At 73.8% G+C, this 22228-nt stretch carries 18 protein-coding genes; 5 read left to right on the top strand and 13 right to left on the bottom strand.

The genetic code is table 11. The features are described from left to right. Positions 1-49 precede the first annotated feature (49 nt). A complete protein-coding gene (locus ACIRS4_RS08850) occupies positions 50-1480 on the bottom strand; it encodes an NAD(P)/FAD-dependent oxidoreductase (RefSeq protein ID WP_404192053.1) in 1431 nt (476 codons plus the stop codon). A gap of 198 nt (positions 1481-1678) precedes the next feature. Next, positions 1679-2578, bottom strand: coding sequence for a TIGR01777 family oxidoreductase (locus ACIRS4_RS08845; protein WP_404192050.1), 900 nt, complete (start codon positions 2576-2578; stop codon positions 1679-1681). A gap of 70 nt (positions 2579-2648) precedes the next feature. Here ACIRS4_RS08845 and ACIRS4_RS08840 point away from each other — a divergent pair, with 70 nt between their 5' ends. Beyond that, positions 2649-3194 carry a GNAT family N-acetyltransferase gene (locus tag ACIRS4_RS08840; protein ID WP_404192047.1) on the top strand — a complete coding sequence of 182 codons (546 nt, stop codon included), beginning with the start codon at positions 2649-2651 and terminating at the stop codon, positions 3192-3194. A 31-nt stretch (positions 3195-3225) separates the two neighbouring features. Here the strand turns inward: ACIRS4_RS08840 and ACIRS4_RS08835 are convergent, their stop codons facing one another. Beyond that, a complete protein-coding gene (locus ACIRS4_RS08835) occupies positions 3226-4410 on the bottom strand; it encodes a MarP family serine protease (RefSeq protein WP_404192044.1) in 1185 nt (394 codons plus the stop codon). Positions 4411-4607: 197 nt separating this feature from the next. Between ACIRS4_RS08835 and ACIRS4_RS08830 the strand changes: the two genes are divergently transcribed. After that, positions 4608-5468, top strand: a complete 861-nt coding sequence (locus ACIRS4_RS08830) for a peptidoglycan recognition protein (RefSeq protein WP_404192041.1) — start codon at positions 4608-4610, stop codon at positions 5466-5468. Here the strand turns inward: ACIRS4_RS08830 and ACIRS4_RS08825 are convergent. From ACIRS4_RS08825 to cobS, 7 genes are all read right to left on the bottom strand, one after another. Then, entirely contained in the window at positions 5458-5976 is a 519-nt protein-coding gene (locus ACIRS4_RS08825; RefSeq protein ID WP_404192127.1) for a DUF4240 domain-containing protein, read from the bottom strand. The genes ACIRS4_RS08830 and ACIRS4_RS08825 overlap by 11 nt on opposite strands. A 140-nt stretch (positions 5977-6116) precedes the next feature. Continuing rightward, entirely contained in the window at positions 6117-8828 is a 2712-nt protein-coding gene (gene aceE / locus ACIRS4_RS08820; protein WP_404192038.1) for a pyruvate dehydrogenase (acetyl-transferring), homodimeric type, read from the bottom strand. A 615-nt stretch (positions 8829-9443) separates the two neighbouring features. Further along, positions 9444-10082, bottom strand: coding sequence for a GntR family transcriptional regulator (locus ACIRS4_RS08815; RefSeq protein ID WP_404192035.1), 639 nt, complete (start codon positions 10080-10082; stop codon positions 9444-9446). A 216-nt stretch (positions 10083-10298) separates the two neighbouring features. Next, positions 10299-12110, bottom strand: a complete 1812-nt coding sequence (gene sucB, locus ACIRS4_RS08810) for a 2-oxoglutarate dehydrogenase, E2 component, dihydrolipoamide succinyltransferase (RefSeq protein WP_404192033.1) — start codon at positions 12108-12110, stop codon at positions 10299-10301. Between the two features lie 60 nt (positions 12111-12170). Then, positions 12171-13559, bottom strand: coding sequence for a dihydrolipoyl dehydrogenase (gene lpdA, locus ACIRS4_RS08805; RefSeq protein WP_404192031.1), 1389 nt, complete (start codon positions 13557-13559; stop codon positions 12171-12173). A 303-nt stretch (positions 13560-13862) separates the two neighbouring features. Beyond that, positions 13863-15401 (bottom strand): leucyl aminopeptidase, encoded by a 1539-nt coding sequence (locus ACIRS4_RS08800; RefSeq protein WP_404192028.1) that lies wholly within the window; start codon positions 15399-15401, stop codon positions 13863-13865. A 363-nt stretch (positions 15402-15764) separates the two neighbouring features. Then, positions 15765-16589, bottom strand: a complete 825-nt coding sequence (cobS, locus tag ACIRS4_RS08795) for an adenosylcobinamide-GDP ribazoletransferase (protein WP_404192025.1) — start codon at positions 16587-16589, stop codon at positions 15765-15767. A 61-nt stretch (positions 16590-16650) separates the two neighbouring features. Between cobS and ACIRS4_RS08790 the strand changes: the two genes are divergently transcribed. After that, positions 16651-17412, top strand: a complete 762-nt coding sequence (locus ACIRS4_RS08790; RefSeq protein ID WP_404192022.1) for a hypothetical protein — start codon at positions 16651-16653, stop codon at positions 17410-17412. 44 nt (positions 17413-17456) lie between these two features. Here ACIRS4_RS08790 and cobT read toward each other — a convergent pair whose 3' ends face one another. Continuing rightward, the gene (gene cobT, locus ACIRS4_RS08785) at positions 17457-18611 is read right to left on the bottom strand and encodes a nicotinate-nucleotide--dimethylbenzimidazole phosphoribosyltransferase (RefSeq protein WP_404192019.1); all 1155 of its coding nucleotides are present in this window, start codon (positions 18609-18611) and stop codon (positions 17457-17459) included. A gap of 194 nt (positions 18612-18805) precedes the next feature. Between cobT and ACIRS4_RS08780 the strand changes: the two genes are divergently transcribed. Beyond that, complete coding sequence (locus ACIRS4_RS08780; RefSeq protein ID WP_404192016.1) at positions 18806-19735, top strand: class I SAM-dependent methyltransferase; 930 nt, start codon at positions 18806-18808, stop codon at positions 19733-19735. A gap of 40 nt (positions 19736-19775) precedes the next feature. On the opposite strand, the gene ACIRS4_RS08775 is transcribed toward ACIRS4_RS08780, so the two are convergent. Continuing rightward, positions 19776-20993, bottom strand: a complete 1218-nt coding sequence (locus tag ACIRS4_RS08775; protein WP_404192014.1) for a bifunctional adenosylcobinamide kinase/adenosylcobinamide-phosphate guanylyltransferase — start codon at positions 20991-20993, stop codon at positions 19776-19778. Positions 20994-21106: 113 nt separating this feature from the next. Here ACIRS4_RS08775 and ACIRS4_RS08770 point away from each other — a divergent pair, with 113 nt between their 5' ends. Beyond that, positions 21107-21319: a hypothetical protein gene (locus tag ACIRS4_RS08770; protein ID WP_130437139.1), complete on the top strand. Its 213-nt coding sequence runs from the start codon at positions 21107-21109 to the stop codon at positions 21317-21319. Positions 21320-21522: 203 nt separating this feature from the next. On the opposite strand, the gene ACIRS4_RS08765 is transcribed toward ACIRS4_RS08770, so the two are convergent. Then, complete coding sequence (locus ACIRS4_RS08765) at positions 21523-22224, bottom strand: class I SAM-dependent methyltransferase (RefSeq protein ID WP_404192124.1); 702 nt, start codon at positions 22222-22224, stop codon at positions 21523-21525. Positions 22225-22228 lie beyond the last annotated feature (4 nt).

The raw sequence follows: 22228 nt of genomic DNA, 5'->3' as shown, positions 1-22228 counted from the left end.
GACGGCGGTGGGGGCGGGCCGTCGCTTCGCTCGCCCCCGGGCCTCCGGGTCAGGCCGCAGCCTGGCGGGGGGCTGTCGGCGCGGGGTCGGCCGAGTGCAGGGACCCGGCGGCCCCGAGGTCGGCCAGGATCGACGCCGCCGCCCGACGAGCCGAGTGCAGCGCCCCCTGCACGGTGCTGGTGTCCCGGTGGTCGCCGCACACGTACAGCCCCGCCAGCAGCCGCACCGGCCGCCGCAGATCGTGCGGAGCCCGCATCGCGGGGACCGCCTCCGCGGTGTGGTGCACGGCGAGCGTCTCCCAGCGGGCCGTCGAGACGCCGTACAGCCGGGCGAGATGGATACGGACGGCGGTGTCCACACCGGCCGGCGGCGGGCCGAGGACCGTGGAGGAGATCAGCGTCCGCCCGCCCGGCGCCCGGCTCGGGTCGACCCCGCTGACCACGGCCGTGTGGGCGACCGGGCCGCCCCGGTCGGCGTCCAGGACCAGCGAGGCCCCGGTCGCCGGCGGCTCGTCGGTCGTGTGGTGCAGGACCGTCACCGGGTGGAAGTCGGGCACCCGCAGCCCCGGCAGCAGCTCCGCCGCCGTACGGGCGTCGGTCGCCACCAGCACCGCCCGGCAGCGGAACACCCCGTGCTCGGCGGTGGTCACCTCGGTCGTCGACACCGAGGTGACCCGCACCCCCGTGTGCACGGTCCCCGCAGGCAGCGTCCGCGCGAGCAGCTCCGGCAGCACGTCCGCGCCGCCCTCCGGCAGGCACAGCCGCCCGGCGGCGAACGCGTGCAGCGCGAGGTCGGCGCACCGGCTGGAGGTGGTGAGCTCCGGGTCGCACAGCAGCGCGGCGAGCAGCGGACGCAGGAAGCCGTCGATCGTACGGGCGGGCAGCCCGCGGGCCGCCAGGGCCTGCGCGGCCGGCGCCTCGGGGCGGCGCAGCAGCTGTTCCACGGGCGTGGCCGCGAGCCGGGTCAGCGCGGCGCCGAGCCGCGCCTGGTCCACGGCGGTGCCCAGCGGCGCCCCCGCACGCAGCCGCGGCGGCGCCGCCACGGTCCCGGGCGCGGTGGCCCGCGGCTTCGACAGCGGCCCGGGACGGGGCAACGCCCCCGGCCGAGGGGCGCTCGCCAGGGCGCGCACGGCGTGAAGTGCGCCCCTCGCGCTCCGCGCACCTCCCGCGCCCGGCAGTGCGCCCGCACGGTGGTGGCTTCCGTCGCTGTGCAGCAGCACCCCCGGGGCGAACGGACGCAGCACCAGCGCGTCCAGTCCGCCGGTGAGCGCCAGTTCGGGATACGCCGTGGACAGCAGCTGTCCGATGCGGTCGAGCCGGAAACCGTCGACCTTCTCGGTCGCCATGCGGCCGCCCACACAAGGGGCGGCCTCCAGGACCGTCGTCGTCACTCCTGCGCCGGTCAGCCGATGCGCCGCGGAGAGACCGGCGACCCCGGCCCCCACGATGACGACGTCTGCCTGGTAAGCGGGCTCAAGCACGTGCCCCTCCTCGCCTCGAGGTTGCGCGGCCGGTGGAGACGTGATGCCCCCAACAGGCTTCCGGGATACCCGAGTTCGGATCGAGGGTAGGGCCGTGAACGGTCAGGAACAGTCGCACATGGACGGGGCACGGTCGCACGGCGGTCGCATACGGCCCCCGCGCGAACCGACATGAAACGACAGTGAACTGACGGTGTCTCAGGCGGCGCGCAGGGCGTCCTCGATCCCGGGGAACGCGAAGGTGAACCCGGACTCCAGCAGCCGCTTCGGCACCACCCGCGCGCTGCCCAGCACATCCCCGGCCATCTCGCCCAGCGCCGCCCGCAGCACCGGCGCCGGCACCGGGAACAGCGTCGGCCGGCGCAGCACCCGCCCCATCGCCGCCGTGATCTCACGGTTCGTCAGCGGCTCGGGCGCGGTCAGGTTGAACGGCCCCGACAGATCGTCCCGGTCCAGCAGATGCCGCAGCGCCGCGACCTCGTCGTGCAGCGACACGTACGACCAGTACTGCCGTCCGTCGCCCATCCGCCCGCCCAGTCCGGCCTGGAAGAGCGGGAACAGCCGCCCCCACGCGCCGCCGCCCCGGGCGACGACCAGGCCGGTGCGCGGGAACACCGTCCGCACGCCCGCCTCCGCGGCGGGGGCCGCGGCCGCCTCCCACTCCACGCACAGCTCCGGCAGGAAGCCCCGCCCGGCGGGCGCGTCCTCGTCGACGATCCGCTCGCCCGTCTCGCCGTAGAAGCCGATCGCACTGCCGTTGAGAAGGACCCGCGGCCGGTCCTGCGTGGGCAGCGCCGCCACCGCGCGGGCCAGCGCCGCCGTGCCGTGCACCCGGCTGTCGTGGATCCGCTTCTTGTAGGCGTCCGTCCAGCGGTGGTCGCTCACCCCCGCACCCGCCACGTTGACCACCGCGTCGCACCCGGCGAGCCCGGACTCGTCCACCCGCCCCCGCTCCGGATCCCAGCGCACCTCGTCGGCCCCCTGGGGCGCACGGCGCACCAGGCGCACCACCTCGTGCCCGTCCGCGGCCAGGGACCGCACCAGGGCGCCGCCGATCAGACCGGACGCGCCGGCCACCACGATTCGCGTAGCTACCATGCCGCCATCCTGCCCGGAACCCGGGAAAATCCCGCCCCGAACCCGGCGGACGGACCATAGGGTGACCCCCATGCCCGCCGCCCCCGACGCCCCGCGCACACCGCAGCGCCCGCACTCCGACGCCCCGCGCATACGCCCGGCCCGGCCCGCCGACGACGACGCCCTCAGCCTCCTCGACCGGCTCACCTGGTCCCCGCTGCACGCCGTCGCGCCCCGGCCGCAGCCGCCGTACGGGCCCTTCTTCGACGAACGCCACCTCCCCGAGGACCACTTGGTCGCCGAACTCGGCCCCGGGGCCCGGTCCCGCGTCGTCGGCTACATCCGTCTCGGTCTCCCCACCGACCTCGCCTGCAACGCCCATGTCCGGCAGATCCAGGGCCTCGCCGTCGCCGACGAGGCGCGCGGCCGCGGCGTGGGACGGGCCCTGCTCCGCGCGGCCGTCGAGGAGGCCCGGCGACGCGGCGCACGCCGGCTCACCCTGCGCGTCCTCGGCCACAACGCCCCCGCCCGGGCGCTCTACGCGTCCGAGGGCTTCGTGGTGGAGGGCGTCCTGCCGCAGGAGTTCCTGCTGCGCGGGGAGTACGTCGACGACGTCTTCATGGGGCGCTCCCTGTAGTCGCCGGGCGCGGCGACGGCGGCGCACCCGCTCACGACGTGATCAGGCCGCCCGTGTCCACCGCCTGCGTCGCCGTCGCCGCGCGTTCGGCGTCGTCGGCGACCTCCGCCGCCGTCAGGACGTAGCCCGTCTCCGCGTCCGAGGTGGAACGGGCGAAGACCACGCCGAAGACCCTGCCGTCGGTGGTCAGCAGCGGGCCGCCGGAGTTGCCGGGGCGGACCGTGGAGCGGATCGAGTAGATCTCACGGGTGACCGTCGCGTCGTTGTAGATGTTCCGGCCGATCGCGTCCACCCGGCCCGCGACCGTCGCCGCCTGGAGGTCGAGGCCGCCGTCCTGCGGATAGCCGGCGACCACCGCCGCGTCCCCGCGGGAGGCCTCCTCGTCGAAGCGCAGCAGCGGCGCGCGCAGGTTCGGGACGTACAGCACGGCCACGTCCTCGGCCGGATCGAACAGCACCACCTTCGCGTCGTACGAGGGCCCCACACCCCCGATCCGCACGGTCGGGTAGTCGATGCCCGCCACCACGTGCGCGTTGGTCATCACGTGCTCCGCCGCGTACACGAACCCGCTGCCCTCGCGGCCCTGGCTGCCCGAGGAGCCCTCGACCTTCACCGTGCTCAGCTTGGCCGCACTGGCCGCGCTCGGCGTCACGTTGTCACCGGAGGGCTTGGCCACCTCGGCCGTCGACTCCGTCTCGAACGGGTTGAACACCTGCGGGAAGCCGGCCTGGGTGAGCGCGGACGTCGCCCGCGCGAACCACGCCGGGGTGGTCTCCGGCATCGTGTGCTGCACCGTGCCCAGCAGCCGGGAGCCCCGGATCGCCGACGTCACCATCGGCGACGCCGACGCGCCCAGCACGCTCGCCGCCACCCACGCCACGATCAGCACCGCCACCGCGTTCGCCGCTGCCCCGCCGACCCCGTCGGCCACCCGCAACGGTCCCCGGTCCAACTCCTTGCGCAGCCGCAGCGCCAGCCGGCTCGCCAGCTCGTGCCCGACCGCCGCCGGCACCAGCACCGTGAGCACCGCCGTCACCGTCGCCGCCGTCGTACCCGTGGTCACCAGGCCCATCACCGACGGCAGCGCCCAGACGCCCACCGCCGCGCCACCCACGAAACCGGCGAGCGAGACACAGCCGGCCACCAGGCCGCGCCGGTACCCCGAGGCCGCGTACGCCAGCATCACCAGCACCAGCAGGATGTCGAGCAGGTCCACGCGGCCGCCTTTCTCAGGGATCCTCTAGTACGTGCGGGACCGGCCCGGTGATCAGCCGTGATTCGGCCACACGCGCGGGGAGGACCTAACCGGTCACGCGTGCGTCTACCCGGAAAACGGTGCGGACAGGGACGATGGTTCCACCGCGTGGCACACCACACATCGCGGACTGGGACGAACCCGCCGACAGTGGGATCATGCGTGCCATCCGACAGGTCGCGCGGCGGGCGCGAGGACGGCCTTTGGGGCGGCTGCCCAGGCCGCTCCTGGTGACCCTGGTCTGCCTGCCCGGGCTCGCCGCCCTCGCCCTGGTGCTGTGCGCGGACGGCGTCGAGCGCGCCGCCACCGCCCGCGCCCTGCCCTCCGCCGGCTCCCGTCACACCGTGGCGCACCTCGCCCCCCGGCCGCCCGTCGTACCGCGCTCCGTCTGGCTCGCAGACCTCGCCGACCTCGCCGGCCGCACCCAGCCGCCGCCCCGCCTCGACGACCGGGTCGTCGCCGTCTTCGTCCACCACACCGACTCGCCCAACGCCTACGACTGCGCCGACGCGCCCCGCGTCATCCGCCATCTCTACGCCGGCCAGACCGGCGCCCGGGGCTGGGACGACATCGGCTACAACTTCCTCGTCGACCGCTGCGGAACCATCTACGAGGGCCGCGCCGGCGGGATCGACCGCGCCGTCACCGGCGCGCACACCCAGGGCTTCAACCACCGCACCGCGGGCGTCGCCGCACTCGGCACCTTCACCGCCGGGACGCACGTGCCGCAGCCGATGCTCGACGCGATCGCGGCCCTCGCCGCCTGGAAACTCGGCCCCGCCGGAATCGACCCCAGGTCGACGGTCCGGCTGACCTCCAGCAGCAGCCGCAGCCGCTACGACGCCGGCGTCACCGTCTCCCTGCCCGCCCTCGCCGGGCACAACGACGGCTTCGAGACGACCTGCCCCGGCGCCGCCCTCACCGCGCGCCTGCCGGAGATCCGGCGGACGGCGGCCCGGCTCCAGGGCCGCGCCGCCGCCACCACGGTCCCCGCCTTCGCGGAAACGCTCACTCCTTGAACCGCTCCCACAGCCGGGGGTAGCGCTCGGCGAGGATCCGCGCGTTCTCGAAGTCGAGCGGCGTGCCCTCGGGTTCCGCCCGCGCGGGGGGAATGCCCAGATCCGGGGCGACGGTCCCGGTGAGCTGCTCGTAGGCCTCGTCGGCCGCGTAGCCCAGCTCCTCGCCGTCGCCGTCGATCTCCTCGTCGAAGTCGCCCAGCAGGTCGGCGAGCGAGTCCGGATCGTGCACCGCCCCCTCGTAGACCTCCCGGCCCTGGCCGATCAGCCAGCAGCGGAAGAAGTCGAAGGCGTCGTCGCTCGCCCCGTCCAGCAGCACCCAGGCGGCGCCCCACAGATCCCAGGTGTACGCGCGGTTGTAGCGGGCCTCGAAGTGACGGGCGAAGTCCAGCACCAGATCCGGGTCCAGCCGCAGCAGCCGGTCCACCAGCACGTCGGCCTGTTCCTCGGGGTCCCCCTCGGCCGCCTCCCGGGCGGCGTCGACCAGCTCCCAGAACTCCGTCTCGTCCATCACGGGTCCCAGCATCGTGCCTGGAGGGGCGGGACGCACCCGGAGTGCGGCGCATTCGTCCCACCGGTACGGCTCCGCGAGCGCCGCCGGGACAGGCTCGGCCGGTCCAGGGGGACGAGCCCCCGGACCGGCCGACGGAACTACAGCCCGTACTGGGCCCGGGCCTCCTTCACCGCCGTCGCCTGCACCTCGCCCCGCTTCGCCAGCTGGGCCAGGGCGGCGACGACGATCGACGGCGCGTCGACGCCGAAGTGACGGCGAGCCGCCTCACGGGTGTCGGAGAGGCCGAAGCCGTCGGCGCCGAGGGAGGAGTAGTCCTGCTCGACCCACTGGGCGATCTGGTCGGGGACCTGACGCATGTAGTCGGAGACCGCGAGCACCGGGCCCTCCGCGCCGTTCAGCGCCTGCCGGACGTACGGGACCCGCTCCTCGCCGCGCAGCAGGGCCGCGTCGGCCTCCAGCGCGTCCCGGCGCAGCTCCGTCCACGAGGTCGCCGACCACACGTCGGCGGCCACACCCCAGTCCTCGGCGAGCAGCTTCTGCGCCGCGAGCGCCCAGTGGATCGCCGTGCCGGAGCCGAGCAGCTGGACGCGCGGCGCGTTGGCGGCCGGGGCGAGCCCCGCCGACTCCGCGGTGTTGAAGCGGTACAGGCCCTTGACGATGCCCTCGTCGATGCCGAGGCCGGACGGCTTGGCCGGTTGCGGCATCGGCTCGTTGTAGACGGTGAGGTAGTAGAAGACGTTCTGGTCCTCACCGTCGGCCGCCTCGCCGTACATCCGGCGCAGACCGTCCTTGACGATCGTGGCGACCTCGTACGCGAACGCCGGGTCGTACGTCAGCGCCGCCGGATTGGTCGCGGCGATGACCGGGGAGTGACCGTCGGCGTGCTGCAGGCCCTCGCCCGTCAGCGTCGTACGGCCCGCCGTGGCGCCGACGAGGAAGCCGCGGCCGAGCTGGTCGCCGAGCTGCCACATCTGGTCGGCCGTGCGCTGCCAACCGAACATCGAGTAGAAGATGTAGAACGGGATCATGGCCTCGCCGTGCGTCGCGTACGACGTCGACGCGGCGATGAAGTCGGCCATCGAACCGGCCTCGGTGATCCCCTCGTTGAGGATCTGGCCGTTCTGGGCCTCCTTGTAGTACATCAGCTGGTCGCGGTCGACCGGCTCGTACGTCTGGCCCTTGGGGGAGTAGATCCCGAGGGAGGGGAAGAGCGACTCCATGCCGAAGGTGCGCGCCTCGTCGGGGACGATCGGCACCCAGCGCTTCCCGGTCTCCTTGTCGCGGACCAGGTCCTTGACCAGGCGGACGAAGGCCATCGTGGTGGCGACGTTCTGCGAGCCGGAGCCCTTGTCGAAGGAGGCGAACGCCTTCTCCGCGGGCGCGGGCAGCGGCGCGACCGGATGCACGCGGCGGGCCGGGGCCGGGCCGCCGAGGGCCGCGCGGCGCTCCTGGAGGTAGCGGACCTCGGGCGAGTCGGCGCCGGGGTGGCCGTAGGGGACGACCCCGTCCTCGAACCGCGCGTCCGGGATCGGCAGTTCGAGCAGGTCGCGCATGGCCTTGAACTCGTCCACCGTCAGCTTCTTCATCTGGTGGTTGGCGTTCTTCGACGCGAAGCCCGGGCCGAGGGTGTGGCCCTTGACCGTCTGCGCCAGGATGACCGTCGGCGCGCCCTTGAACTCGACCGCGGCCTTGTAGGCGGCGTACACCTTGCGCGCCTCGTGGCCGCCTCGGGAGAGGTGGAAACACTCGAGGATCTTGTCGTCGCTCAGCAGCTTCGCCATCTCGGCGAGCGCCGGGTCCTTGCCGAAGAAGTCCTCGCGGATGTAGGCGGCGTCGCGGGTCTGGTACGTCTGCACCTGGGCGTCCGGCACCTCGCGCAGGCGGCGGACGAGTGCGCCGGTGGTGTCGAGCTGGAGCAGCTCGTCCCAGGCGGTGCCCCACAGCGTCTTGACGACGTTCCAGCCGGCGCCGCGGAACTGGGCCTCCAGCTCCTGCACGATCTTGAAGTTGGCGCGGACCGGGCCGTCGAGGCGCTGCAGGTTGCAGTTGATGACGAAGGTCAGGTTGTCCAGGCCCTCGCGGCTCGCCAGCGCGAGCGCGGCCGTCGACTCGGGCTCGTCCATCTCGCCGTCGCCGAGGAAGGCCCAGACGTGGGAGGCGGAGACGTCCTTGATGCCGCGGTTGGTCAGATAGCGGTTGAAGCGCGCCTGGTAGATCGCGGAGAGCGGGCCGAGGCCCATCGACACCGTCGGGAACTCCCACAGCCAGGGCAGCCGCCGCGGGTGCGGGTACGACGGGAGGCCGTTGCCCGCGGCCTCCTGGCGGAAGTTGTCGAGGTGGTGCTCGGTGAGCCGGCCGTCGAGGAAGGCGCGGGCGTAGATGCCGGGGGAGGCGTGGCCCTGGATGTAGAGCTGGTCGCCCGAGCCGGGGGAATCCTGGGATTCCTTGCCCTTGAAGAAGTGGTTGAAGCCGGTCTCGTAGAGCCAGGCAGCGGAGGCGAAGGTGGCGATGTGGCCGCCGACGCCGTGTTTGCTGCCCCTGGTCACCATCGCGGCCGCGTTCCAGCGGTTCCAGGCGGTGATCCGGTCCTCCAGCGCCTCGTCGCCGGGGGCGGCGGGCTCGGCGGAGGTGGGGATGGTGTTGACGTAGTCCGTCTCGAGCAGCTTGGGCAGCGCGATGCCGTTGCCCTCGGCACGCTCCAGCGTGCGCCGCATCAGGTATGCGGCACGGTGCGGCCCGGCCGCCTGGGCGACCGCGTCCAGCGAGGCCTGCCATTCGGCGGTCTCTTCCGGGTCCCGGTCGGGGAGCTGGTCGAGCGCGCTCGGCTGGATGGCGTGGGGGTCGGTCATGTCGCCGCCTTCCTCAGTCGAAGGGGGTTCCCTCATCGGTCGGGGGATCGGGGTGCCCTTGTTCTTGGCAGGACAGGGCGGTGGGGCTCGGGTGAGAGCCCGTCGGCGACAATAACCCGGTGATCGATGATCGATCAAAGGGTTGAGGGGCAAAACCTCTTGATCACGAGAAAGTCGGCACGGGGTGTCTCCCACGGGGGCACGGGGTGTCGTGTCGGCCGGGGTTTGTGCAGGTGGCGGGGGTGGGGCTTCGCCGGGCGCGGGGTCGGGGGCCTCAGCGTGGCGGTGCGGGTGGGGGTGTGGGTGCGGATTGGGTGCGGGTGTGGGTGCGGGTGTGGGTGCGGGTTGTGGGGGCTGGTCGCGCAGTTCCCCGCGCCCCTTGGGGAGTTGCCGCTGACCTGGGGGGACTGTCGCGTCCGCTGTGGGGAGTTGTCGCCGGGCTCGGGGGAGTGTCGCGTCGGGCGTGGGGGGTTGGCGCCGGGCTCGGGGGAGTGTCGCGTCGGGCGTGGGGGGTTGGCGCCGGGCTCGTAGGACCGTCGCTTCAGCCGTGGGGAGCCGTCGCCGGCTTGGAAGGACCGTCGCGTCGGGCGTGGGGAGTCGGTGTGGCTGGGTGGGTCAGGGGGTGGGTTCCGCTGCTCGGGGGGCGCAGCCCAGGACGTGGTTCTTCACCAGGCGGCCTATGTCGGGGTCGCGGTGCTGGAAGGCTTCCACCAGGGCCTGGTGCTCCTCCGCGTACGACTGCTGGACCGTGCCCAGCCAGCGGATCGACAGGGCCGTGAAGACCTCGATGCCCAGGCCCTCCCAGGTGTGCAGCAGCACCGAGTTGCCCGCCGCGCGCACCAGCTCGCGGTGGAAGCCCACCGTGTGCCGCACCTGTCCGGTGCCGTCGGCGGCGCGGTCGGCCTCGTACAGCGCCGCCACGTGCGTCTCCAGGGCCGAGCAGTCCTCCGCCAGCCGCGCGGCCGCCAGCTCCGCCGCGATCGCCTCCAGGCCGGCCCGGACCGGGTAGCTCTCCTCCAGGTCGGCCGCGGTCAGGTTCCGCACCCGGACGCCCTTGTTCGGCGCGGACTCGATCAGCCGCAGCGACTCCAGCTCGCGCAGCGCCTCCCTCACCGGTGTCTGGCTGACCTCCAGCTCGGTGGCGATCCGCCGTTCCACGATCCGCTCGCCCGGCTTCCAGCGACCGCTGACGATCCCCTCCACGATGTGCTCGCGGATCTGTTCGCGCAGCGAGTGGACGACGGGCGCGGTCATGAGTGCTCCTTAGGGAGGGGTCGCGCATCGGCCCCTGGGGCGGCGGTGACGTGGAGAAACAATACGGCCGTCAGCCCCTGCCGGAAGGTGCGCGGGGGCGCTTTCCCGCAGGTGAGACGAGACTTACACGCCTGGGTAACACGACGGCGCCCCCACCGGAAGCCCGAGGGCTCCGGCAGGGGCGCCGTACGACCGTACGCAGGTCGGCGGGAGGGCTCAGAGGCCGAGCTCGACCTCGAACTCGCCGGCCTCCAGGATCGCCTTCACCGCGGTCAGGTAACGCGCGGCGTCGGCGCCGTCCACCAGACGGTGGTCGTAGGACAGGGTCAGGTACGTCATGTCGCGGACGCCGATGACCGTGCCCTCCTCCGTCTCGATGACGGCCGGACGCTTCACCGTGGCCCCGATGCCGAGGATCGCGACCTGGCCCGGCGGCACGATGATCGTGTCGAAGAGCGCACCGCGCGAACCGGTGTTGGAGACGGTGAAGGTCGCGCCGGACAGCTCGTCCGGGGTGATCTTGTTGGCGCGGACCTTGCCCGCGAGCTCCGCCGTGGCCTTGGCGATGCCGGCGATGTTGAGGTCGCCCGCGTGCTTGATGACCGGGGTCATCAGGCCCTTCTCGGAGTCCACCGCGATCCCGACGTTCTCGGAGTCGAAGTAGGTGATCGTGCCCTCGGCCTCGTTGATCTTGGCGTTGATGACCGGGTGGGCCTTCAGCGCCTGGGCCGCCGCCTTCACGAAGAACGGCATCGGCGAGAGCTTGACGCCCTCGCGCGCGGCGAAGGAGTCCTTGGCCTGGGCGCGCAGACGCATCAGGCGGGTCACGTCGACCTCGACGACCGAGGACAGCTGGGCCTGCTCGTGCAGGGCCTTGACCATGTTGTCGCCGATGACCTTGCGGATGCGCGGCATCTTGACGGTCTGGCCGCGCAGCGGGGAGGCCTCCAGCGCCGGGGCCTTCTTGGCGGCCGCGGGAGCGGCGGCGGCCGGAGCCGGCGCGGCGGCGGCCTTCGCGGCCTCGGCGGCGGAGAGCACGTCCTGCTTGCGGATCCGCCCGCCGACGCCGGTGCCCTTGACGGAGCCCAGGTCGACGCCGTTCTCGGCGGCGAGCTTGCGCACCAGCGGGGTCACGTACGCGCCGTCGTCACCGGCGCCCGAGGCGGCGGGGGCGGGCGCGGCCGGAGCCGCCGGGGCGGGAGCCGGTGCGGGCGCGGGAGCCGGAGCGGACGGGACCGGCTCGGGAGCCGGGGTGGTCTGCTGCTGCGGGGCCGGAGCCGTGGGCGCCTGCGGAGCCGGGGCCGGAGCGGCGGGCGCGGCCGGGGCGGGGGCGGGCGCGGCGGGGGCCTCGGCGGCCGGAGCCGGAGCCGGGGCGGCGGGGGCCGGAGCGGCGGCCGGAGCCGCGCCCGGGGCGCCGATGACGGCCAGCTTGGCGCCGACCTCGGCGGTCTCGTCCTCGCCGACGGTGATCTCGAGCAGCACACCGGACGTGGGCGCCGGGATCTCGGTGTCGACCTTGTCCGTGGAGACCTCGAGCAGCGGCTCGTCGGCCTCGACGGAGTCGCCGACCGACTTCAGCCAGCGGGTGACGGTGCCCTCGGTGACGGACTCGCCCAGCGCGGGCAGGACCACGTCGGTGCCCTCGGCGGAACCGCCGCCGGCGGCCGCCTCGGCGGTGGGAGCGGGGGCCGGGGCCTCCTGCTCGGTGGAGGGAGCGGCCGCGGCCGGCTCGGGAGCGGGCTCGGCGACCTGCTCGGCGGCCGGGGCCGGGGCGGCGGCCGGCGCACCGGTGCCGTCGTCGATGAGGGCCAGCTCGGCGCCGACCTCCACGGTCTCGTCCTCGGCGACCTTGATGGAGGCCAGGACGCCGGCGGCGGGCGAGGGGATCTCGGTGTCGACCTTGTCGGTCGACACCTCCAGCAGCGGCTCGTCGGCCTCGACGCGCTCGCCCTCGGCCTTCAGCCAGCGGGTGACAGTGCCCTCGGTGACGCTCTCGCCGAGCGCCGGAAGGGTTACGGAAACCGCCATGGTTTCTGTTGCTCCTTACGAATTGCGGAAGTCTGGATCGTCGCTTCGTCGACCGAGGGGTCAGTCGTGCGCGTGCAGCGGCTTGCCCGCGAGGGCCAGGTGGGCCTCGCCGAGCGCCTCGTTCTGCGTCGGGTGGGCGTGGACGAGCTGGGCGACCTCGGCCGGCAGCGCCTCCCAGTTGTAGATCAGCTGGGCTTCGCCGACCTGCTCGCCCATGCGGTCGCCGACCATGTGGACGCCGACCACGGCGCCGTCCTTGACCTGGACGAGCTTGATCTCGCCCGCGGTCTGGAGGATCTTGCTCTTGCCGTTGCCCGCCAGGTTGTACTTCAGAGCGACGACCTTGTCCGCGCCGTAGATCTCCTTGGCCTTGGCCTCGGTGATGCCGACGGAGGCGACCTCGGGGTGGCAGTACGTCACCCGCGGGACACCGTCGTAGTCGATCGGGACGGTCTTCAGGCCGGCCAGGCGCTCCGCCACCAGGATGCCCTCGGCGAAGCCGACGTGCGCGAGCTGGAGCGTGGGCACGAGGTCGCCGACGGCGGAAACGGTGGGGACGTTGGTGCGCATGTACTCGTCGACGAGGACGTAGCCGCGGTCCATCGCGACGCCCTGCTCCTCGTAGCCGAGACCCTGCGAGACCGGGCCGCGGCCGACGGCGACCAGCAGCACCTCGGCCTCGAACTCCTTGCCGTCGGCGAGGGTGACCTTGACGCCGTCCTGGGTGTACTCGGCCTTGTCGAAGAAGGTGCCCAGGTTGAACTTGATGCCGCGCTTGCGGAAGGCGCGCTCGAGGAGCTTGGAGGAGTTCTCGTCCTCGACCGGGACGAGGTGCTTCAGACCCTCGATGACGGTCACGTCCGCGCCGAAGGACTTCCACGCCGAGGCGAACTCGACGCCGATGACACCGCCGCCGAGGATGATCGCGGACTTCGGCACGCGGTCCAGGACGAGGGCGTGGTCGGAGGAGATGATCCGGTCGCCGTCGATCTCAAGGCCCGGCAGCGACTTCGGCACGGAGCCGGTCGCCAGCAGGATGTGACGGCCCTGGATGCGCTTGCCGTCCACGTCGACGGAGGTCGGGGACGACAGCCGTCCCTCGCCCTCGATGTAGGTCACCTTGCGGGAGGCGACGAGTCCCTGGAGGCCCTTGTACAGGCCGGAGACGACGCCGTCCTTGTACTTGTGGACCCCGGCGATGTCGATGCCCTCGAAGGTCGCCTTGACGCCGAACTGCTCGCTCTCACGGGCCTGGTCGGCGATCTCGCCCGCGTGCAGCAGGGCCTTCGTGGGGATGCATCCCCGGTGCAGGCAGGTGCCGCCGACCTTGTCCTTCTCGATCAGGGCGACGTCCAGGCCCAGCTGCGCCCCGCGCAGTGCCGCGGCGTAACCGCCACTGCCACCGCCGAGGATCACTAGGTCGAAAACGGTGCTGGCGTCGTTCGCCACGTCACGTCCTCCATGCATGTGCGCCGTGCGCCGGTCGTCGCTGACCGCCGGCGGCTGGTGTCCGGCCGCTCTTTCTCCGGCCCTGTGGTGTGGGCCCTGTCCTGCCGAGCCCCATCTTTGCACTTGTGGGAGACGGACGAGACGCCGGGCCGGGGTGTGAGACGTCCCACGCACACTTGTGACGAGGGGGACGGCGCCCGCCGAGGGGCGCGGGGAACTGCGCGACCAGCCACCCTCGGTCCGCACCCGCCGACGACGGGCCGATCCGAGTGATGAGGCGCACAGCCCCCGCCCCCGGAGGGACTAGCCCAGGTCACCCGCGGCGGTCAGCTCCGCGAGCCGCACGAGCGTCCGCACGGCCGTACCGGTGCCGCCCTTGGGCGTGTACCCGAAAGGCCCGCCCTCGTTGTACGCGGGCCCGGCGATGTCCAGGTGCGCCCAGGCGATCCCCTCGCCCACGAACTCCCGCAGGAACAGCCCCGCGACGAGCCCGCCGCCCATCCGCTCGCCCATGTTCGCGATGTCGGCGGTGGCCGAGTCCATCCCCTTGCGCAGGTGCTCGGGCAGCGGCATCGGCCACGCCGGCTCGCCGACCTCCTCGGCGGCCTCGTACACCGCGGAGCGGAACGCGTCGTCGTTGGCCATGACGCCGAACGTCCGGTTGCCCAGCGCCAGCATCATCGCGCCCGTGAGGGTCGCGACGTCCACGATCGCGTCGGGCTTCTCCTGCGACGCCGCCCACAGCGCGTCGGCGAGGACGAGGCGTCCCTCGGCGTCGGTGTTGAGCACCTCCACCGTCTTGCCGCTGAACATCCGCAGCACGTCGCCGGGCCGGGTGGCGGAGCCGGAGGGCATGTTCTCGGCCAGCGCCAGCCACGCGGTGACGTTGACGTCGAGACCGAGCCGCGCGACGGCGACGACGGCCGCGAAGACCGCCGCCGCACCGCTCATGTCGCACTTCATCGTCTCGTTGTGGCCGGCCGGCTTCAGCGAGATGCCGCCCGAGTCGTAGGTGATGCCCTTGCCGACGAACGCGAGGTGCTTCTTCGCCTTGGACGAGGTGTACGACAGCTTCACCAGGCGCGGGGCCGACGCGGAGCCGGCGCCGACGCCGAGGATGCCGCCGTAGCCGCCCTTGGTGAGCGCCTTCTCGTCGAGGATCTGGATCTTGACGCCGTGCGCCTTGGCCGCGTCCTGCGCGATCGCCGCGAACGCCTCGGGGTCGAGGTCGTTCGGCGGCATGTTGATCAGGTCGCGGGCGCGGTTGAGCTCCTCGGTGACGGCGCCGGCGCGGGCGAGCGCGGCCTTGTGGGCGGCGTCGCGCGGCTTGCCGCCGAGCAGGACGGCTTCGGCGAGAGGGGCCTTGCCGTTCTTGGCCTTGGGGTCCTTGGCCTGCTGCTTGTAGGCGTCGAAGGAGTAGGCGCCCAGTCCGACGCCCTCGGCGACCGCGCCGAGGTCGGCGGCGTCCGTCACGGGCAGGGCGAAGGCGGCCTTCTTCGCGCCGGCGAGGGTGCGGGCGGCCACGCCGGCCGCCTTGCGCAGGGCTTCGGCGTCGTAGGAGGCGTCCTTCTCGGGCTCCCCGCCCAGGCCCACCGCCAGCACGAGCGGCGCCTTGAAGCCGGCCGGAGCGGGCAGCTTCGTCACCTCTCCCTCGGCGCCGGTGGCCCCGAGGGTCTCCAGGACGGCGGCGAGCCGGCCGTCGTAGGCCTTGTCCACGGCCTCGGCGCCCGGGGCGACGACCAGGTTCGACGACCTGGTGGCAGGGCCCTTGGCGACACCGATCACGATCGCGTCGGCCCGCAGGCCGGGCGCCGCGGCGGTGCTGAGAGTGAGAGCAGTCACGGTGGTGAAATCTCGCTTCCGATGTGAAGTTGCGGTGGCCGAAAGTGGTGGGCCGACCGGACCCGACAGCCGACCCTAGATCCGGGCCGGGGGAGCGGTCGTCACCGGGGGTGTGTCCCACCGGCGCGGCGAACCGATGGGGCGGACCCCGCAATGAGCCTACGCGTGCGCGTGCGGTCACTCACGCACGCGGGTGTCAACCCGGCCGCGGCGCCACGGTTCTGAGCCGATCCTCGCACCCCATGAGCCCTGCCACACACGGCAAACAGGACAGTCGTGGAGGCCGGTGGAGTTGCCCTAGGGCCTGTCTGACAAATCCCCGCCTGCTCTGCGGTCGGACGACGGGGATTTGTCAGACAGGCCCTAGCCGCCCAGGCAGAGGGCGATCAGGGACGTGGTCGCCGCCGTCTCCGCGACGGCGCCGAAGACGTCCCCGGTGACGCCGCCGAAGCGGCGGACCGAGTGGCGCAGCAGGAGTTCGGCGGAGGCGACGGCGAGGACGACCGCGAGGGCCGCGCGGACGGCGTCGTACGGGCCGGTGAGCGCACCCCCGGCGGCCGCGGCGGCGACGCAGACGGCCGTCAGGGCCACCGCCCGCCGGGCCGGGACCGCCTCGGCGACCGTCGCGCCCAGCCCCTCCGGCCGGGCGGCCGGCACACCGGTGCGGGCGGCCAGGGTGAGCGCCAGCCGGGCCGCGACCGCCGATACGACGGCAGCGGTCGCGCCACGAGTCCAGGAGGCGTCGTAGAGCCGGGTCAGCGCGGCGACCTGGGCGAGCAGCGTGAAGACCAGGGTGAGCACGCCGAACGGGCCGATGTCCGACTGCTTCATGATCCGCAGCGCGTCCTCGGCGGGACGGCCGCTGCCCAGGCCGTCCGCGGTGTCGGCCAGCCCGTCCAGGTGCAGACCGCGCGTCAGGACGGCGGGCACGGCGGCGGAGGCGACCGCGGCGAGCAGCGGGCCCGTGCCCGCGAGCAGCGCCAGCAGCCCCAGCCCGGCCGCGCAGCCGCCGACGACCAGTCCGACCGCGGGGGCCGCGGTCATGCCCCCGCGCGCGGCCGAACGGTCCCAGCGGGTCACCCGGACCGGCAGCACCGTCAGCGTGCCGAAGGCGAACCGCAGGCCGTCCGACGAGGAGGCGGCGGACGGCGGGACGGGCGGCGAGGCGGGCGGCGGGGGCGTGGACACGGGCGCAGGTTACCCGGCGGTCGGACGGGCGGCCGAGGAGCACCGGGATCAAAATGCGCATATGGGAGATTGGCTGCAGCGCAACATCGTCGAGCCGGGCAAGCTCCCGCTGCTCCTCGCCCTCACCGCCTTCGTCCTGACCTTCGTCGTCACACGGACGGTCACCCGTCTGATCCGCGCCGGGAAGGGGCCGTTCGGCAACGTCAGCGCGGGCGGGCTGCACATCCACCACGTCGTGCCCGGTGTGATCCTGACCGTCCTCGGAGGCTTCGGCGCGGTGGCCGGCGGTCAGTACGGCTTCGGCTCGGCCGCCTTCGCGGTCGTCTTCGGCGTCGGCGCGGGCCTCGTCCTCGACGAGTTCGCGCTGATCCTGCACCTGGCCGATGTGTACTGGACGGAGGCGGGCCGGCAGAGCGTGGAGGCCGTGGTGCTGACGGCGGCCCTCGTGGGCCTGATGCTGGTGGGCTTCTCGCCGTTCGGCGTCAACGACCTGACCGCGGACGAGCTCCAGGACCGCGGCACCGTGATCGCGACCGTCGGCGGCAACTTCCTGGTCGCCCTGGCCGCGCTCGCCAAGGGCAAACTGAAGATGGCGATCTTCGGGGTGATCGTCCCGTTCATCGCGCTGATCGGCTTCGTCCGCCTCGCCCGCCCCGGCTCGCCCTGGGCCCGCCGCTTCTACCGTCACCGCCCCCGGGCCCGGGCGAAGGCCGCACTGCGCGCCTACCACCACGACCGCCGCTGGAGCGGCCCCACCCGGGCCATGGCCAACTGGCTCGGCGGAAAACCGACGCCGGAGCTGGGTTCGGCGAGCCACGAGTAGGACTGCCGAAGGCCGGCCGCGGGCGGACAGCGCCAGACCGGGGCTCAGTCCTCCGGCTGAAGGGCCTTCCCCGGCTCGGCCTCCTCATCGGCCGTGTCCGTGTCCGGCTTCTCCAGGTCCGGGCTCTCGCCGGCCGTGTCCGGCTTCTCCGGCTCCGGCTTCTCCGGGAGTTCGGCCGCCAGGGCCGACGCCGCCTGTACCAGGGGGAGGGCCAGCAGCGCGCCCGCACCCTCGCCCACCGTCACGCCCTGGTCCAGCAGGGGCTCCAGCGCCATCCGGTCCAGCGCTTTCGCCTGCCCGGGCTCCCCGCTGCGCTGCCCGGCCAGCCACCAGTCCGGCGCCCGGAACGCGATCCGCTGTCCGACGAGCGCGCAGGCCGCCGCCACCACCCCGTCCAGCACGACCGGCAACTTCCGTACGGCGCACTGGAGCAGAAAGCCCGTCATGGCGGCCAGGTCCGCCCCGCCGACCGTCGCCAGCAGCCGCAACTGCTCCCCGAGCACCGGCCGCGCCCGCCGCAACGCGTCCCGGATCGCCGCGCACTTGCGCATCCAGGCGAGGTCGTCGATCGCCTCACCTCCCCGCCCGGTCACCACCGAGGCGTCCGTCCCGCACAACGCGGCCACCAGCACGCCCGCCGCCGTCGTCCCGCCCACGCTGACGTCGCCCAGCACCACCAGGTCCGTCCCGGAGTCCGCCTCCTCGTCGGCGACGGCCACCCCGGCCAGGAACGCGGCCTCCGCCTCCTCCAGGGTCAGCGCGTCCTCGACGTCGATACGACCGCTGCCGCGCCGCACCCGGTGCCGCACGACGTCCTCGGGGAACGCGCCCGGCTCGCAGTCCAGCGACATGTCCACGACCCGCAACGGCACCCCCAGCCGGCGCGCCAGCACCGACACCGGACGGCCGCCCTCCAGAACCTCCCGCACCAGCTCCGCCGCGCTCCCCGCGGGCCGCGCCGAGACGCCCAGCCCGGCGACCCCGTGATCGCCGGCGAACAGCACCACCCGCGGCCGCTCGACGGGCCGCACCGGCACCGAACCCTGAGCCGCCGCCAGCCACTCGCCCAGGTCGTCCAGGCGCCCCAGCGATCCGGGCGGCACGCTCCGCCGCTCGCGGCGCGCCTCCGCGTCGCGTCGCACCCCGCCGTCGGGGCGCTCGATCAGGTCGGTGAAGTCGTCGAGATTCAGCGAGCTCATTCGCCGAACAGTACCGGCACTGATCGAACGCTTCAGCGCCACTCGACCACCACACCCCCGCGACGTCGTTGCACCCCCGATCGCGATCCCATACGTTCCGGTTTGCTACGGATTGTCAGAGTTGGCCGTGTCTCGCCCTGCATCACTCGTGTTCCCCGGTTTCTCCCACTGCTTCCCCCTCCCCGGAGCCGCTCATGCCCCCCAGGCCCATCCACGAGCCGCGCCGCGACGACTGCCCCTGGTGCGGCTCGACACGTCTGCGCACCCGGCTGCGCGCCCCGGACCTGCTGCACCACCGACCCGGGACCTTCGTGGTCGACGAGTGCCTCGACTGCGCGCACGCCTTCCAGAACCCGCGCCTGACCAGCGAGGGACTCGCCCTCTACCTGCGCGAACCGGAGGCGGGCAGCGGCCGGGGCCTGACGGAACGCGTCCTCGCCGCCCGCACCGGCCGGCGCCGTCTGAGAGCCGTCGCCCGGACGATGCTGCGCTTTCCCGAGCCGGAGAGCTGGCTGGACGTCGGCACAGGACACGCGCTGTTCCCGCAGGCGGCCAAGGAGGTGTTCCCCTACACGGCGTTCGACGGCCTGGACCCCACGCCCCGGGTGGAGCGGGCGAGATGGGCCGGCCGGGTCGAGGAGGCCCACGTCGGCCGTCTGACGACCCCCGGGATCACCGCCCGCCTGCGGGGCCGCTACGACGTCGTCAGCATGCTGCACCACCTGGAGCACACCCCGGACCCCCGGGAGGAACTCGCCGCCGCCCTCGCCGTGTTGCGGCCCGGCGGGCGTCTCCTCCTCGAACTCCCCGACCCGCTCAGCGCGTTCGCCCCGCTCCTCGGCAAGTGGTGGGCGCCGCACGGGCAGCCGCGCCACCTCCACCTCCTCCCGCTGGCCAACGTCCGCGCCGAACTGGAGTCGAGAGGCTGCACGATCGTCACGGCGGACCGCAGCGCCGCCCACGTCCCCCACGACCTCACGGCCGCCCTCGTGCTCTCCCTCCCGCGAGCCCGCCGGGCCACCCCCCTCCTGGCCGCCGCCACAGCCCTCGACCACACCCTCTCCCCGGTGCTGCGCCACACCCGCTTCAGCAACACCTACCGCCTGATCGCCCGGCTCCCCTGAACCGGCGGCGCGCGCCGCACGCCCCGTGCCCGCGCGCCTCTCACCCCCGCAGCACGACCCCCTGACCCGCCACCACCAGCACCACCTGCTCGCACTCGCCGGCCACCGCCGCGTTCAGCCTCCCGAGCTCGTCCCGGTAGCGCCGCCCGGAGGCCGTGGCCGGCACGATCCCCGACCCCACCTCGTTGGAGACCAGCACCACCGTCCGCCGCGTCGCCCGCAGAGCGCCCGCCAGCTCCGCGACCCGCTTGCGCAGCTCCCGCTCACCGCCGCCCGCCCACTCCGCGTCGTCCCACGCCCCGACGGAGTCCATCGCGTCCGTCAGCCACAGCGAGAGGCAGTCGATCAGCAGCGCGGGCCCGTCCGCGCCCAGCAGCGGCACCAGATCACACGTCTCCGCCGTCCGCCACGACCCCGGCCGCCGCTCCCGGTGCAGCGCCACCCGGGCCGCCCACTCCCCGTCCCCGCCCCGCGTCCCCCCGGTCGCCACGTACAGGACGTCGGGGAAGGACTCCAGCCGCCGTTCCGCCTCGACCGACTTCCCCGACCGCGCCCCGCCCAGCACCAGCGTCCTGCGCGGCACGTCCGGCACGGCCGACACGTTCTCGTACGACCCCGCCGTCAGCGTCGATCCGTCCGGCACCGCCCGCGCGCCCGCCGCCGCGAGCCGCCGCCGCGTCTCCGCGCCCGGCGGCACGTCATGGTCGAGATGGACCGCCACGACGTCCGTCGTCGGCCCGACCGCGCCCACCGCCCGCAGCTTCGCCAGCGCGTCCGGCCGCCCGACCACGTCCGCGAGGACGATGTCGTAGCGCCCGTCGGCGTCCACCGGCTCCTGAAGCCCGGCCGGCGCGCCGCCCGGCGGCAGATACAGCAGCCGCTGCCCGTCCGGCCCGGTCACCGCGTACCCGGTGCCGGGCGCGTCCAGCGCGACCGCCCGCACCCGATGCCCCGTCAGCTGCGTCAACTCCTGTCCGTCCGGCACCCGTCCGGGCTGCGGCACGCCGACCGGCACCTCCACCGCCGGTCCGTCGTGCGGGTGCGAGAGCAGCACCTGCCGCACCCCGGCCAGCGAACGCCCCGCTCTCGCCGCCGCGAACGCCGCGCCCGGCGTCAGATCCAACAGCAGCGCGCCGTCCACGAGAACGGCGGTCGCCGCCCGCGCGTCCGACCCGAGCGAGGTCGCGCAGACCGCGCACGGACAGTCGGGGCGGGGGAGTCCCGCGGGGGCGCCGGTACCGAGCAGAGTGACTTCCACGAACCGATTTTCGCTTGTCGCCGCCGGTCTTGCGCATCCGACTAGGCTGCGAGCAGGAGCCGGACCAAGATCCGGCTTCTGCGTTGTTCGTGCTCGATACGTTGGAGGTGTACATGGCGGCATGGACGTGGCGGTTCGAGAAGGCCGACGGCACGGAGGTCCAGCCCGCGGTGGAGCCCGAGGAGTTCACCACTCAGGGGGACGCCGAGTCCTGGATCGGGGAGCACTGGAAGGCCCTGCTCGAAGGCGGCGCCGACCAGGTGCGGCTGTTCGAGGACACCACCGAGATCTACGGCCCGATGAACCTGCACGCCGACGAGTCGTAACACCCCGAGTCCGACGGCCACGGCGGCCGGGAACCACCCCCCGGCCGCCAGCCCCGGCCCACGCCCACTCCGCTCCACGGCCACCCTGATCGCCATCCCGGCCCTCGGTCGCCTCGGCCTCCGGTCATCCGGGCCCTCGGTCGCCTTGGCCTCCGGCTATCCCGGCCCCCGGTACCTCGGCCTCAAGCCCGCGGCAGGCGCCTTCAGCCTCGGACGCCGCACAGGTGCAGCAGTGCTGCGATCCTGCGGTACGGGTCCGTGCGGCCCGCTCGCTCCTCGGCGGACAGCAGCGTCTCCACGTCGGCCGGGACCTCCGCCCCGTCCGCCGCCAGGTCCGTGAACACCCTGACGCCGTACCAGGACTGAAGCGGCGCGCCGATGCCGGCGAGCGTCGCGGTCAGCGCCTCCAGCCGGTCCGCCCGCACCTCCAGCCCGAGCCGGTTGCGATAGGAGACGGTGTCGAAGGCGGCCTGGGCCCCCGCCCAGTCGCCGGCCAGACCGGGCCGCAGAGCGAGCGCGTCGCCGTTGCGGACGAGCAGCGACAGCAGCCCGCCCGGTGCCAGCACCCGCGCCAGCCCCGCCAGCAGCGGGTCCGGCTCCTCCACGTACATCAGCACGCCGTGGCACAGCACGATGTCGAAACTGCCCGGCAGGAAGTGCACGCCGGTGTCCCGGCCGTCCCCCTCGATGATCCGCATCCGCTCCCGGATGCCCTCCGGCTCCCCGGACAGGGCCGCGCGGGCCGCGGCGATCATCGTCGCGTCCTGCTCCAGGCCCGTCACCCGGTGACCGAGCCGGGCCAGCCGCAGCGCCTGCGTGCCCTGCCCCATGCCAACGTCGAGCACCCGCAGCCGCTGCCCGATCGGATAGCGCCCGGCTATCTGCTCGTCGAGCTGCCGGGCCACCAGC

This window comes from Streptomyces sp. NPDC101166 (assembly GCF_044768125.1).
Taxonomy (GTDB): Bacteria; Actinomycetota; Actinomycetes; order Streptomycetales; family Streptomycetaceae; genus Streptomyces.
The sequence above is the reverse complement of the archived record's forward strand: the minus strand, read 5'-3'. Positions and strand labels throughout refer to the sequence as shown.

What these genes read in the sequence shown, in the direction of transcription:
- ACIRS4_RS08845 (WP_404192050.1), bottom strand. Translation starts at nt 2,578, where the DNA reads ATGGTAGCTACGCGAATCGTGGTGGCCGGCGCGTCCGGTCTGATCGGC.
- ACIRS4_RS08840 (WP_404192047.1), top strand. Translation starts at nt 2,649, where the DNA reads ATGCCCGCCGCCCCCGACGCCCCGCGCACACCGCAGCGCCCGCACTCC.
- ACIRS4_RS08830 (WP_404192041.1), top strand. Translation starts at nt 4,608, where the DNA reads ATGCGTGCCATCCGACAGGTCGCGCGGCGGGCGCGAGGACGGCCTTTG.
- ACIRS4_RS08825 (WP_404192127.1), bottom strand. Translation starts at nt 5,976, where the DNA reads ATGGACGAGACGGAGTTCTGGGAGCTGGTCGACGCCGCCCGGGAGGCG.
- aceE (WP_404192038.1), bottom strand. Translation starts at nt 8,828, where the DNA reads ATGACCGACCCCCACGCCATCCAGCCGAGCGCGCTCGACCAGCTCCCC.
- ACIRS4_RS08815 (WP_404192035.1), bottom strand. Translation starts at nt 10,082, where the DNA reads ATGACCGCGCCCGTCGTCCACTCGCTGCGCGAACAGATCCGCGAGCAC.
- sucB (WP_404192033.1), bottom strand. Translation starts at nt 12,110, where the DNA reads ATGGCGGTTTCCGTAACCCTTCCGGCGCTCGGCGAGAGCGTCACCGAG.
- ACIRS4_RS08790 (WP_404192022.1), top strand. Translation starts at nt 16,651, where the DNA reads ATGGGAGATTGGCTGCAGCGCAACATCGTCGAGCCGGGCAAGCTCCCG.
- cobT (WP_404192019.1), bottom strand. Translation starts at nt 18,611, where the DNA reads ATGAGCTCGCTGAATCTCGACGACTTCACCGACCTGATCGAGCGCCCC.
- ACIRS4_RS08780 (WP_404192016.1), top strand. Translation starts at nt 18,806, where the DNA reads ATGCCCCCCAGGCCCATCCACGAGCCGCGCCGCGACGACTGCCCCTGG.
- ACIRS4_RS08770 (WP_130437139.1), top strand. Translation starts at nt 21,107, where the DNA reads ATGGCGGCATGGACGTGGCGGTTCGAGAAGGCCGACGGCACGGAGGTC.